We start from the raw sequence: 12180 nt of genomic DNA, 5'->3' as shown, positions 1-12180 counted from the left end.
CGCGTGGTTTAAGGGGGGCTGAATCATTGGCGTCAATGATTGTGTGCTAGATACACACTAAAGGAAAAGGTCCGAAACCAAAAATTAGTTAGCAAGCAGCTCCGCTGCTCCCTGCGCGAAGAGGTCCTCAGACACCGCGCGGCCCAGTGCCTGCGCATCCTCAGCCTTGCCGTGCGCCTGGGAAATGAGCTGGCGGGAACCGTCGAGGGCGAACACACCACCGCGTACGACGAGTTCTTCGCCTTCCCAATGAGACGTCGCCGCGACTGGGGCGGTGCAGCCAGCCTCAAGCTCGGAAAGCACGGTGCGCTCGGCGCGGGTGGCGGCGGTAGCGGGGACGTCGGCAAGCAGCGCAATGGCCTGAGCAGCCTCCGTTCTCTTCACTGCCTCAATTGCGAGCGCTCCCTGCGCCGGGGCGGGCATGAAGAACTCCGGGTCGAAAACTTCGGTGGCACGCTCGGCGTAGCCTGCACGCACGAGACCGGCGTAGGCCAACAGCACGGCGTCGAGCTCACCACTAGTCACCTTGCCCATGCGGGTATCAATGTTGCCGCGCAACGGACGAATGTCTAGGTCCGGGCGCAGCGCCCTGAGCTGGCTGATACGGCGCGGAGCAGAAGTTCCCACGCGCGCACCTTCCGGCAGCTCCTTGAGCGTAAGGCCATCGCGGGCGATGAGCGCCTCGCGCGTGTCCTGACGCTGCGGGACGACGAGGTCAAAGCGGTCGTCGGCAGCCGTGGGCAGGTCTTTGAAAGAATGCACGGCAATCTCACACTCACCGCGTTCCACGGCCTCGCGAAGGGCCTGCGTAAACACGCCCACGCCAATGCGCTCGACGGGTGCCATGTTGACATCACCCGGCGTCGTCACAATGTGCAGTTCGGCCTCGTAGCCAGCTTCTTTGAGCCAGTCCCGTACGTGACCCGCCTGCGTGGTAGCGAGCAGGGAACCTCGGGTACCGATCTTCAACATTTATGCGTCCTCTTCTTTGTTCTTTTCCGCGGCTTTCATCTGTGTGGCATCCGGTAGCTCCGTCATATCCACGGCCACGCCGCTGCCTTCGAGGTGCAACCCGAAGAGTTCCTGAAGTGCGGTTTCGTGGCTGACCGTACCGGAATTCGCGGCCAGCTGCTTCGCGCGAACCGTGGGCTCATGGAGGAGTTTGTCGGCCACGCGCTTAAGCGCCCGGTTCACGTCCCCCATTTGGCGCTCATCCAGCTCTGGGTGTTTCTGCTCTAAACGTGCGATTTCGCACTGCACGAGGTTGGCGGCTCGCTGCCGCAATGCCGACACTGCCGGTACGACATCGCGCACGCGTTGGGCGGAGGCATAGGCCTCCAGCTCCTCGGTAACGATGCGCCGCGCCTGGACGTGCGGGCTGGTTCCAGCAGCGATGTCGGTATCGGCAGCGTCGAGGGATTTGCTCAGGCGCTCAATATTGACCAGGTCAACCCCTTCAACCTCAGCCGTCGCATCATCGATATCGCGCGGCAGGGACAAGTCGACGAGCATCAATTCACGGTTGGCAACGTGGTAGCGCTCGACGTCGGCAGCCGTAATGGTGAAATCTTGTGCACCGGTGGCGGAAATGGCCATGTCCACGCTGCGGAGTTCTTGAGCACGGTCGGCAAACTCGATGACATCCGCATACACACCCGCTTCGTGTGCATGCTGGGCGACGCGCTGCGCGCGCGCAAACGTACGATTCGCAATGACCAGCTGCGCACCAAGTCGACCCGCATGCGTAGCCGCGAGCGACGCCATCGCGCCCGCCCCCAGGATGAGTACACGAGCCCCGTCCAGCCGCTCCCGACCCATGCGGCTCAAAGCTTGGTCAAAAGCGAAGGACACCATGGACGCACCCGCCTCATCGATATCCGTCTCCGAATGCACACGCTTGCCGGTGCGCAGTGCCGACTGCGCCAACGCATGGATACGTGGACCAGCAGTGCCCTGATCCGTGGCGGATTGGTAGGCGGTACGAACCTGTCCGATGATCTGCTGCTCGCCCACCACCATCGAATCCAGCCCGGAGGTCACCGTCATGAGGTGCTCAGCAGCGGCATCGGCATAGCGAACGTACAGGTAAGTACGCAGTTCTTCCTCGTCCACCCCGGACACCTCGGCCACAGTGCGAACGACGTCCTGGACGCCCGTATGGAAGGAATTAGTAACCGTATAGACCTCCATGCGGTTACATGTGGAGATGATCATCGCCTCGGAGAGCGAATCCGCCTGAACCAGGGTCTGGCAGGCACTATTCTGCACGGCGTCGTCCATGCTCAGCTTTTCCAGCAGCGCTACCGGCGCCGACTGATGCGACATGCCCACGACGAGCACACTCATGCACTACCCTCCAGTTCTTCATCATCCCTTTGGATGACACAAATCAACCAAAAGACTACTAGCCTAGGGCTCTTTTCTGAAACTCACCAGAACTGCCGGACATTAATCCGCCAGCGCCTGCGCAAGCTCCTCATTATCCACTTCCCAGCAGGCAAACTCCTCGCCGTCGATGACAACGACGGGCACGCGATCACCATATTCCATGGCCAGCTCGGGGTCTTCATCCACCACACGCACGATAAGCTCGTCCCCCGCCTGCTGAACCACAGGCGTGATCTGCTCGCGCACACGCTCACACGACCCGCACGTGGTGCGCACCATGAGCTCAACAGTGTGGGACATAAAAAGGGGCTCCTTAGTGAGACTCAAAACTTTTCGCGGTTTACTATGGACACGTTAGCCTGCCCACCCGTTGAAAGCTGAACGCGTGCCCCTCCCCCTTCCACCCGGTATGCCCGACTCCCCCCGCGAGTTCCTTGCCAACTGGACCGCGAGCAGGGGAAACCTCCGCAATTTCTTGGAGCAGCAGGCTTTTGCCCCACTGGGTGAGGAGCACCAGCGTGCGGCAGGTGAGGCGTCGGCAGCCGCGGCGGTGGAACAGCTCTTCGGCATCGACCTAGACTCCTTCTCCTCCGGCGTGGATTCCGTCCAAGGCTCCTTCGAGTCTGCGGGTTCACGTTCCATCACGCAGCCGGACCCCGACATCCCCCAGGACCTCGGCACCGCAGCCTTCTTCGACGTGGACAACACGCTGGTGCAGGGCTCCTCATTGGTCTCCTTCGCCTTAGGCCTGGCACGGCGGCGCTACTTTTCGCTCTCCGAAATCCTGCCTATCGCATGGAAACAGCTGAAATTTAGGATCTCCGGCTCAGAAAACACCGAGGACGTCGCGGCCGGGCGCGTGCAGGCCCTCGAGTTTGTTAAGGGCCGCTCGGTCGCGGAGATGGTTGCGCTGTGTGAGGAAATCGTCGACCAGTCGATGGCTGGAAAGGCCTATCCCGGGACAAAGCAACTGGCACAGATGCATCTCGACGCCGGCCAACAGGTCTGGCTCGTCACCGCCACCCCAGTCCAGCTGGCGCAAATCTTGGCGCAGCGTTTCGGATTTACGGGCGCCCTCGGAACCGTGGCGGAAGTCGAAGACGGCCGCTTCACCGGACGCCTCGTGGGCGATATCCTCCACGGTCCCGGCAAGATGCATGCGGTAGCCGCCTTGGCCACGCTAGAGAATCTCGACTTGGAACGCTGTACGGCCTACTCCGACAGCGCCAACGACGTCCCCATGCTCTCCATGGTGGGCACGCCGGTGGCTATCAACCCCGATTCAAAGCTGCGCGATATTGCGGAAGAAAAAGGATGGCTCATCCGCGATTACCGTTCCGTCCGCAAAGCCGTGCGCACCTACGGAATCCCAGCACTCGCCACTGCGCTGTTCTCCTATGGCGGCTGGCGCATTGCCCATCGCCGCTAGCTGCTCTGCTGTGCCTTCGTGCGCAGCATATCCATGCACATCACCGCACCGATAAGACCTGCATGCTGCTGTGGGTCAAGCCCTCCCGCGATACTGAGACGGTAGGTATTCTTCCCCGAAAGGAACTTGCCTACGCCCGCCCACTCGTTGGTCACCTGCGCGAGTGGCTGTCCCTGGCTGCTAATGGTGATATTCCAATCCCAAATATCACCCGTAATCTCGATCTCCGGGAAGCCCTCCATCTCCATGGTCAGGCGCGTCTTGAACATGGCGAATCGCTTGGTCACCACCGCCATAGGCTTCTCGATGCCCGGCAAGTACACCTCATACGTGTCCCGCACGAAGTTCGGCGGATCCTTAATCAGCATGAGCGGCTGCTGCGGGTTGCCCTGATCGTCCGTGAAGGCCACCTCTAGGCTGCGGGAGGAATTGAAGAACATGTCCTTCAGGCTTCCGGATTGCACAATCGTGCCGACGGGCACGCCCTGCTCATCCGCAATGAGGAACTCATCCTGCAGGAAAGACTTCGTCTGCGAGATAACGAGGGTGTCGAGCGTCAAAATTCGAGGCAACATAGTTCGCCATCATACGCATGCACGGAAGGTGCTGGGCACTCACGGATAGCACTCCCCATATTTCCGAATATATAACCCTAATGCCGCCCCCTAAAACGGCCATAATTGCAGGTAGACGTAGGTGTCCGGGACATCTTATAGGCTGCAGTTAGAACGTTAGTTCTTAACAACTTTAAAGCCTCTACCCTCAAGAATCCGGAGAATTCACCGTGACAACCACTACTCCTACCGCCTACTTTTCCCACATGAACCCTGACTGCGCCCTCGCTATGGAGCGCAGTGCTGCGCGCCGCGCCGATTATCGCTCCTGGAAAGCTGCCATGCCTCCGCTCGATGAGGATTTCGATGTGGCGTGTCAGAGGCTCGTCGCCAAGCTCGGGCTCGGCCCACACACCATCACCGAATGTTGCCTCGCCGTGCACCGGCTTAATGGGCTTCCGCAGGTCAAAGCGATGCAAGAAGACCTCTTCTTGCTCGATATGCGAGCCCTCATCGCCATCGACTGCACCTTGACCAAGCTGGGTGAAATACCCCCGGAGACGCTCGCGCTTATCGACGCCTCCTTGGCCGACTACTTCATCCCCACCGCCCCCAACCAGACTTTTCCTACGCCTCCACAGATTGGCCGCAAAGTGCGCGATATTTGCAAAAGCATCGATAAAACGATTTCTTTCCGCGATACACGGAAGAAGGATTCCTACACCATGACTGACAATGGTGAGCGCGCCAACCTGGAGCTCAACACGGATAGCACCACGGGCATCATCCTGGACAAATACATCAAGGAAGCCGCGAAAGAGAACGGGGTCTCCACAGCTGATGCCCTAAAGAAGCTCATCGCCGGCAGCATCACACCACCGTCGACCGTCATTTTGCACACGTATCAGGCCACCGATATCGAGAACGCACCGACGCTCGTACAGGGCTATGGCTGGACGTCTCAAGAGATGCCTACGACCCGCACTCGTGACCTGTCCGCGGAGCCGGAAGCCTCGGATAGCTATGTTGCCTCGGAGCTCATCCGAAAATACGTCGAGGGGCGCGACGGCACGTGCCGCGCTCTTGGCTGCAATCGGCCGGCCCACCTGTGCCAGATGGACCACCGCGTCAACTACGCCGACGGCGGCCCGACCCACCCGAGCAATCTCGCCTCGCTCTGCCAGCACCATCACAACATGAAGACCGATGGTCGCGCGCATTACATCATGGACCCCATCACCGGGGATATCGTATGGCTCTTCGAGGATGGTACCTGGGCCATGACGGAGCCCACCGGCCCACTGGCGAAGAAGACCAAGCGCTGGGCCCAAACCGTAGCCCAGAAGATCACTGCCATCCGTCAGCGCGCCCACGAGCAGGCCCAGGCACTGAAGAAGGAACTAGACGCCGAGGCAGCCGCCAAGGCTGCTGCGGAAGCCCAGGCGCCCAGCACTCCCCCAGAGGATATCCCGTTCTAAACCTCGCCGTCGTCTGACTCGACGATACCCACCACACGGGAGCCACTACAGAAAGGATCTCATACTATGACCTCTCCGTCGTCTGAGACGACGAGAAGCCCAGATAGCAGAAACTCCCCGTCACAATCACAAAGGATTATGCGGGGAGCTGTAGGCCACGCTTTACTTGCCCAGCTTGCGACGCTGAACGCGGGTGCGGCGCAGCATCTTGCGGTGCTTCTTCTTGGACATGCGCTTGCGGCGCTTCTTGATGACAGAACCCATAACAGGTTTCCTCACTTTCGGTATCAGTACGTACGTAAACCGGCCGGCGACGCCTGGAATGAAACCGCACGGTGCACTCGATGCGGCCCCGCAAACGGGGAGACACAGGCGTACCAATGCCGACACGAATGCCCACCATCTTACCTAGCGCCGTTCCCAGCACCAAAACTAAGGGCAGCGCCCACCGCCATGGACCGTAGGAATCCACAGGGGTGGGCGCTGTCAGAGAGAGATGAACGCTAGGCTCCGTACACGGATGCCTCAAGGTATTCCTTGACGGCGGATTCATGAACGCGGAACGAACGTCCCACGCGCACTGCCGGCATGTCACCTGCGTGAACCAACCTGTACACCGTCATCTTGGAGACACGCATGATCTCCGCAACTTCGGCGATGGTCAGGAAAGTTCCCTTATCTTCATTCGTCATAGTTTATTTAACCCTTCAGCACGTGACGCGCTGTAGGCTTCCCCTCCCACAGGACTATCACGCACGCGCTCCTGCAAGCTTAGCGTGAAACCTGTGACTAATGCGACCCAAGTGCCAATTTTTTCCACATTCGCACCGTTGTTCCCCAGAAACTCGCCGCACAACAATCGTCACACCATTCTCATGGAAGGAGGAGAAATCTAGCCTAGCTCCTGCGCACGCTGGGCACATGCCTCCGCCGCACGGAAGAAAGCACCCCGAATACCGGACTCCTCAAGCTCTCGGAGGGCCGCCGCAGTGGTTCCCCCCGGAGAGGTCACCCCCGCTCGAAGGGCAACGGGATCCTTGCCAGATTCCGTCATCATGGTGCCTGCGCCCTGGGCGGTGCGGGTGGCCAGCTTTTCGGCGACGTCACGGGTAAGGCCGAGCTGTACGCCGGCGTCGATAAGCGCCTCTGTGACAAGGAAATAGTAGGCAGGCGCGGAGCCAGCCAAGGCAGTCGCGGCATCGATGTGCTTCTCGTCGATGACAGCGACCTCACCGACAGCTTCCAGCAGCTTGACGACGCCCCCGAGCTGCTCTTCACTCACGTGCTGACCGCCCGCACACGTGCACATGCCCTTGCCGACGAGCATGGGGGTGTTGGGCATCACGCGGACGACCGACACGCCGTCGCCAGCGGCCTTCTCGAGAGTGTCGAGGGTCAAACCCGCAGCCATGGACACCACGACGGCGTCCTGGGAAATATCGAGACCGTCGAGCAACTCGACGATGGCATAGGGTTTCACGCACGCGAAGATGTACTCGGCACCTTCGATGGCTTGCGCGTTATCACTGGTGACGGTCACTCCATAGGCGCCGTGCAGTTCCTCGCCGCGCTCTGAACGACGGTTGGTCACCACGATGTCCTCAGCGTCGTAGCCTGCGCTCACCAGCCCGGAAACCAAGGCTTCGCCGATTTGTCCTCCACCAAGTACTGCAATTTTAGTCATGATCCCAGGGTGCCAGAAACCCTGGGTCACGGCTACATCACAACGAGAAGCGGGCCGAAGGTAAGCACGAGGCCCGCCACGGCCGCGAGGAACATGGACAAGCCATCGCGGCTGGTGCGCAGAGCGTGAACGATACCGACGATGACGCCGGTGACAACAACGCCGAGCACCACGACAACGAGGCGGTCGAATCGGTCCCAGAGGATTTCAAAGCCCTTGAATACGATGGCGCCCAGCACGATGCCCACGAGGGCGAGCAAGACGACGGCGAAGGGGTTGAGCTTCTCCTCCTCGTAGTCCTCGTCATACTCGTCGTATTCTTCGACGTCATGGTCGACGGCTTCGAGTTCGCCCGTGGTCGTGGTTTCGTCCTCAACCTTTTCTTCGACCTTGTCCTCAGACTTCTTCTCAGGCGTGTCCTTGACGCGCTGAATGACGCGGGTGTCCTCGTTGGAGGGCTGGGAACGCTTGGGCTCAGAATCGGTCTTGTCCGGCCGCTCCACGCGTACGGCATCTGCCTGTGGCTCGGGTTCAGTCTTCGGCTCGGACTCAGTCTGCTGCTTGGATTCAGTCTTCTCAGCGTCCTTCTGCGGAGCGGGAATGACTGGCGCAGTCTCATCGATGGAGACGTTGGAGTGCTTCGCTTCGGCCGGGGTTGCCTTCACCTTCTCGAGGTTGCCGGTCAGCTCCGCAACGGAGATGCCGCCTTCCTCAAGGCTGCGGCGACGGCGGCGCGAACTCTTCTCTCCACCGGAGCGATCCTTCTGGTTGCGGGCCAGCAGCTCCGCAACTGTCAACTGTTTCTCGTCAGCCACGTTTCTTTCCTATTCCAGTCCCTTATCGGTACGGCGCAAAATGACACCTTCACGGAGAGCCCAGGGGCAGATCTCCAGCTTCTCGATTCCCAGGGCACGCATGCTCGCCTCGGCTACAAGAGCACCCGCGACGATTTGGTGCGATCGGGTAGAACTTACACCCTCAAGGTCTGCCCTGTCAGCTGCAGTCATGCGAGAGATGAAAGAAATGAGCTGACGCAGACCCGGTGCGGTGAGGGTGCGCTTCACGTATGGACCCGCCGAGGACGGTGCAGCACCGGTAAGTCGGGCCAGCGTACGGAAGGTTTTTGAGGTTCCGACACCCAAGCCGGAGGGGCCTAGGGCGCGCATCTGATCAGCAACGCTGACCAACTCCGCATCAATATAGTCACGGAGGAGATTCACCTTGGATTTTTCCGGCGGATCGGTGTCGAACCAATTGTGAGTCAGACGGCCAGCACCAAGGTCGAGGGAGAAAGCCAGCTCTGGGTGCTCGTCGGTACCGGTGGACAGCTCGAGGGAGCCACCGCCAATGTCAAGGTTGGTAATGCGACCCGCGGACCAGCCATACCAGCGGCGCACTGCCAAGAAGGTTAGGCGGGCTTCTTCTTCACCAGACAGGATTTCTAGGCGGACGCCGGTGTTCTTTTCCACTTCATCGAGAACCTCAGCCGAGTTCGCGGCTGAACGCACCGCAGAGGTGGCAAAAGCCATGAGCTCATCGCACCCCAGCTTCTGGCTCAGCTCCTTGGCTTCACCCACGGCAGAGATGAGCTTTTTCAAGCCCTTCTCGTGGATGTTGCCCTTTTTGTCGAGCTGTTCCACTAGACGCAGGGGCGTCTTCCAATCGCTCATCGGGGTGGGCCGGCCACCAGTTGCGGCATCGACCGCAACAAGGTGGACGGTATTACTTCCGACGTCTAATACACCTAATCGCACACCCCCACAGTAGTAGGTCTACCGTGGGTAGGTGTGAATCGCCCGAAATCAAACGAGGTTTACCTGGGTTTTCCCACCTCCTCCTCCGCCGCCACGTCCATCCTTGCAGGCCGCGAAAAGGCCCCTGACTTCCCACGAGAGTGGTTTGAGTTCACCGATCCCGAGGACCCCTTGCATGTCTACTCGATCGATCTCACGTGGCTCGAGTCGCATTATGAGTGTCAATTTGGGACCGAGAGGTGCCTTGGCATCGATAAGCAACAGCGCGACGTTGGGTGCTGTGTACATGGCGCCTACATGGCCGATGAAATCGACCGCGACCAGCTTGCCGACGCCGTGGCGCGCATGCCCGCACGTTTCTGGCAGCACCGCCCCGCAGACGTCGACGAATATCTCAAGAACGGTCAGCCCGAAGAACTGGAGCCGTGGTTGGAATGGGATGAGCTCGACGGTGACGATGGCGAGCCGGAGCCAGCGTTGAAGACGCCGCTTGTCGACGGCGCCTGCATCTTCGCCAACCGCGAAGGCTGGCCCACGGGCCCTGGCTGCGCCATCCATCAGTGGGCGCTCGACGCGGGTGAGGAGCTCACCGTAGTCAAACCTGAGGTGTGCTGGCAGGTGCCAATTCGCCGCCACGAGGATTATGAGGAGCGTCCTGATGGCGAGGAGATTCTGCGCACCACTATCGGTGAGTATGACCGCCGTGGATGGGGCAATGGTGGCGAAGATTTCGATTGGTGGTGCTCAGCATCCCCGTCCTGCCACACGGCACAGGAACCGCTGTGGAAGTCTCAAAAAACTGAGCTCATCGCACTGTTAGGCGAAGACTGCTATGAGATCCTGGCCCGCCACTGCGAAGCGCGGGCACGCTCTGGGGTGGAGTTTCCGCGCCACCCGGCGGATCCTCGCGCTTAGGCCTCGAACTTGTAGCCCAAGCCGCGCACGGTGACAAGGTGCTTCGGGTGGGAAGGTTCCGACTCGATCTTGGAGCGGAGGCGCTTGACGTGGACGTCGAGCGTCTTGGTGTCACCGACGTAATCTGCGCCCCAAATGCGGTCAATGAGCTGGCCGCGAGTAAGCACGCGGCCAGCGTTGCGCAGGAGGTACTCGAGGAGATCGAACTCTTTGAGAGGCATCGAGACCGGTTGTCCGGCAACTAGCACGGTGTGGCGTTCCACGTCCATGCGCACGCGGCCGCCTTCCAGAATCTGGTTGTGCGGCTCCTCTTCGCCGCCCTCCGAGGACACCTCGTGGCCACGGCGCAGCACCGCGCGGATGCGGGCAATGAGCTCGCGGGAGGAATACGGCTTGGTCACGTAATCGTCGGCACCGAGCTCAAGGCCAACCACCTTATCGATTTCCGAGTCACGCGCGGTGACCATAATGACCGGCACAGAGGAGGTAGCGCGCAGCTGCTTGCAGACGTCCGTGCCAGACATGCCTGGCAGCATCAGATCCAGCAAGACGATGTCTACGGTGTTGGCCGCGAACTGTTCCAAGGCGCTGGGCCCGTCGGGGGCTAAGAGAACATCGAAACCTTCTTTGCGAAGGAGGAATGCAAGGGGATCTGCAAGCGACTCTTCATCTTCGACGATGAGGATGGTGGTCATTGCGATTTATCCTTTCGACGAGCGGCTACGCGCGCGACTGCACGCTGCAGGCCAGGAGCGGCGGAGCTGACGGCCCCGTCTTCTTTATTATCCTTATTATCTACAGTATCCGCTGGCTTTTCTTCGGTGTAGATAGGGAGCTCGATTGTGAACGTCGAGCCAGTTCCCGGCCGGGACCACAGCTTGATATTGCCGCCGTGGTTGGCCACGACGTGTTTGACAATGGCCAGGCCCAGTCCGGTTCCACCGGTTTGGCGGGAGCGCGCCTTATCCACGCGGAAGAAGCGCTCAAACACGCGCTCTTGGTCTTCCGGGGCGATACCGATGCCACGATCGGTGACGCGGACAAGGACAACGTTTCCACTGACCACCTTTTGAGTAACTGACACCGGCATCTCATCTGGTGAGTAGTGGATAGCATTGGAAATGAGGTTTGAGATAGCGGTAACCAACAGGGATTTATCGCCCATCACCTGCACACCGACGGATTCGCCGCGGGTGAGCTGGTTATTGTGTGCGTCGGCAGCCAGCTGGTTGCGCGTCATGGCCTCGTCGACGATCTCATCAAGATCAACCGGCTCCATCTCTGGGAGGGCTTCCGCGCCCTGCAGCTTGGACAAAGAGAGGAGCTCGTTGACCATGTCCGCCATTCGGGCAGCTTCCTTCTGAACCTTGCTACCGAAGTACTCCACGTGTTCGGGGTCCCCGGTGTCTTGCAGGAGGGCCTCTGCCAGCAATGCGATGCCGCCGACGGGCGTCTTGAGCTCGTGGGACACGTTAGCCACAAAGTCGCGGCGAGCGGATTCCATACGGACAGATTCGGATTCATCGGTGCCGTAGACGATGATGAAGCGATCGTCGTTAAGCGTCAGCGGTTTGACCACCGCACGCACCTGGGTGACGCGGTTGCCGGTGCGGCGCTTGGGGATGGACAAATCCAGGGTGCGGGTCTCCTTATCCTCGAAGACCTCCTGCGCCACGGACCAAATATCCGGGTTCACGGCGCGATCGTGGACCATCGACATCTCGTGTGCTGCCGGGTTGGAAAAGATGACTTCTTTAGTGCGCGAGAGCACCGTCATACCGGACGGCGATCCGCCCACCGCCAAGTGGAGAACCTGGCTCATGCTGGTGACGTGGTTGGAGTCAGCGTCGCGGTCGCGGCGGCGCTCCAATCGTTCGCGGACACGCGTGAGCACCGGTATGGCAAGGCCGCAGGCCACCACACCAGCCAGGAAAGCGAGTACAAGTTCCACGATGATTCACACCTCAAAAGAAATCCC

General features: G+C 60.2%; 14 protein-coding genes. 3 read left to right on the top strand and 11 right to left on the bottom strand.

Features of this window, described 5'->3' with window-relative positions; all coding sequences use genetic code 11:
• Positions 1 to 84: 84 nt before the first annotated feature.
• The 3 genes from hemC to NX84_RS02700 form a co-directional block, all read right to left on the bottom strand.
• Entirely contained in the window at positions 85 to 972 is an 888-nt protein-coding gene (hemC, locus tag NX84_RS02710) for a hydroxymethylbilane synthase (RefSeq protein ID WP_039673497.1), read from the bottom strand.
• Positions 973 to 2346: a glutamyl-tRNA reductase gene (locus NX84_RS02705; RefSeq protein WP_039673496.1), complete on the bottom strand. Its 1374-nt coding sequence runs from the start codon at positions 2344 to 2346 to the stop codon at positions 973 to 975.
• 102 nt (positions 2347 to 2448) lie between these two features.
• Positions 2449 to 2688 (bottom strand): glutaredoxin family protein, encoded by a 240-nt coding sequence (locus tag NX84_RS02700; RefSeq protein WP_039673495.1) that lies wholly within the window; start codon positions 2686 to 2688, stop codon positions 2449 to 2451.
• A gap of 109 nt (positions 2689 to 2797) precedes the next feature.
• On the opposite strand from NX84_RS02700, the gene NX84_RS02695 reads away from it, so the two are divergent.
• A complete protein-coding gene (locus NX84_RS02695) occupies positions 2798 to 3817 on the top strand; it encodes an HAD-IB family hydrolase (RefSeq protein ID WP_039673493.1) in 1020 nt (339 codons plus the stop codon).
• Here NX84_RS02695 and NX84_RS02690 read toward each other — a convergent pair.
• Positions 3814 to 4392, bottom strand: coding sequence for an LURP-one-related/scramblase family protein (locus tag NX84_RS02690; RefSeq protein WP_039673491.1), 579 nt, complete (start codon positions 4390 to 4392; stop codon positions 3814 to 3816). The genes NX84_RS02695 and NX84_RS02690 overlap by 4 nt on opposite strands.
• A gap of 209 nt (positions 4393 to 4601) precedes the next feature.
• Between NX84_RS02690 and NX84_RS02685 the strand changes: the two genes are divergently transcribed.
• A complete protein-coding gene (locus tag NX84_RS02685) occupies positions 4602 to 5849 on the top strand; it encodes an HNH endonuclease signature motif containing protein (protein ID WP_039673489.1) in 1248 nt (415 codons plus the stop codon).
• A gap of 162 nt (positions 5850 to 6011) precedes the next feature.
• On the opposite strand, the gene NX84_RS12470 is transcribed toward NX84_RS02685, so the two are convergent.
• From NX84_RS12470 to NX84_RS02665, 5 genes are all read right to left on the bottom strand, one after another.
• Entirely contained in the window at positions 6012 to 6113 is a 102-nt protein-coding gene (locus NX84_RS12470; RefSeq protein ID WP_003855542.1) for a 30S ribosomal protein bS22, read from the bottom strand.
• A 239-nt stretch (positions 6114 to 6352) separates the two neighbouring features.
• Positions 6353 to 6541: a helix-turn-helix domain-containing protein gene (locus tag NX84_RS02680; RefSeq protein WP_010189818.1), complete on the bottom strand. Its 189-nt coding sequence runs from the start codon at positions 6539 to 6541 to the stop codon at positions 6353 to 6355.
• A gap of 200 nt (positions 6542 to 6741) precedes the next feature.
• Positions 6742 to 7533 (bottom strand): pyrroline-5-carboxylate reductase, encoded by a 792-nt coding sequence (gene proC, locus NX84_RS02675; RefSeq protein WP_039673630.1) that lies wholly within the window; start codon positions 7531 to 7533, stop codon positions 6742 to 6744.
• 32 nt (positions 7534 to 7565) lie between these two features.
• Positions 7566 to 8348 (bottom strand): hypothetical protein, encoded by a 783-nt coding sequence (locus NX84_RS02670; protein WP_039673485.1) that lies wholly within the window; start codon positions 8346 to 8348, stop codon positions 7566 to 7568.
• 9 nt (positions 8349 to 8357) lie between these two features.
• The gene (locus NX84_RS02665; protein ID WP_082013887.1) at positions 8358 to 9287 is read right to left on the bottom strand and encodes a Ppx/GppA family phosphatase; all 930 of its coding nucleotides are present in this window, start codon (positions 9285 to 9287) and stop codon (positions 8358 to 8360) included.
• A 33-nt stretch (positions 9288 to 9320) separates the two neighbouring features.
• Between NX84_RS02665 and NX84_RS02660 the strand changes: the two genes are divergently transcribed.
• Positions 9321 to 10202, top strand: a complete 882-nt coding sequence (locus tag NX84_RS02660; protein ID WP_039673481.1) for a DUF3109 family protein — start codon at positions 9321 to 9323, stop codon at positions 10200 to 10202.
• Here the strand turns inward: NX84_RS02660 and NX84_RS02655 are convergent.
• Positions 10199 to 10897, bottom strand: coding sequence for a response regulator transcription factor (locus NX84_RS02655; RefSeq protein ID WP_039673479.1), 699 nt, complete (start codon positions 10895 to 10897; stop codon positions 10199 to 10201). The genes NX84_RS02660 and NX84_RS02655 overlap by 4 nt on opposite strands.
• On the bottom strand, positions 10894 to 12153 hold the full coding sequence (locus NX84_RS02650) for a sensor histidine kinase (protein ID WP_174519879.1): 1260 nt from the start codon (positions 12151 to 12153) through the stop codon (positions 10894 to 10896). Before NX84_RS02650 ends, NX84_RS02655 begins: the two co-directional genes overlap by 4 nt.
• Between the last annotated feature and the right edge of the window lie 27 nt (positions 12154 to 12180).

This window comes from Corynebacterium minutissimum, from assembly GCF_000805675.1.
GTDB lineage: Bacteria > Actinomycetota > Actinomycetes > Mycobacteriales > Mycobacteriaceae > Corynebacterium > Corynebacterium minutissimum.
Note: the sequence above shows the minus strand (reverse complement) of the source record. Positions and strands in the feature narration are given on the sequence as shown.

Bases quoted from the DNA above. Each gene is read 5' to 3' on its own strand.
- hemC (WP_039673497.1), bottom strand. From the start codon at position 972: ATGTTGAAGATCGGTACCCGAGGTTCCCTGCTCGCTACCACGCAGGCG.
- NX84_RS02705 (WP_039673496.1), bottom strand. From the start codon at position 2,346: ATGAGTGTGCTCGTCGTGGGCATGTCGCATCAGTCGGCGCCGGTAGCG.
- NX84_RS02700 (WP_039673495.1), bottom strand. From the start codon at position 2,688: ATGTCCCACACTGTTGAGCTCATGGTGCGCACCACGTGCGGGTCGTGT.
- NX84_RS02695 (WP_039673493.1), top strand. From the start codon at position 2,798: ATGCCCGACTCCCCCCGCGAGTTCCTTGCCAACTGGACCGCGAGCAGG.
- NX84_RS02690 (WP_039673491.1), bottom strand. From the start codon at position 4,392: ATGTTGCCTCGAATTTTGACGCTCGACACCCTCGTTATCTCGCAGACG.
- NX84_RS12470 (WP_003855542.1), bottom strand. From the start codon at position 6,113: ATGGGTTCTGTCATCAAGAAGCGCCGCAAGCGCATGTCCAAGAAGAAG.
- NX84_RS02680 (WP_010189818.1), bottom strand. From the start codon at position 6,541: ATGACGAATGAAGATAAGGGAACTTTCCTGACCATCGCCGAAGTTGCG.
- proC (WP_039673630.1), bottom strand. From the start codon at position 7,533: ATGACTAAAATTGCAGTACTTGGTGGAGGACAAATCGGCGAAGCCTTG.
- NX84_RS02655 (WP_039673479.1), bottom strand. From the start codon at position 10,897: ATGACCACCATCCTCATCGTCGAAGATGAAGAGTCGCTTGCAGATCCC.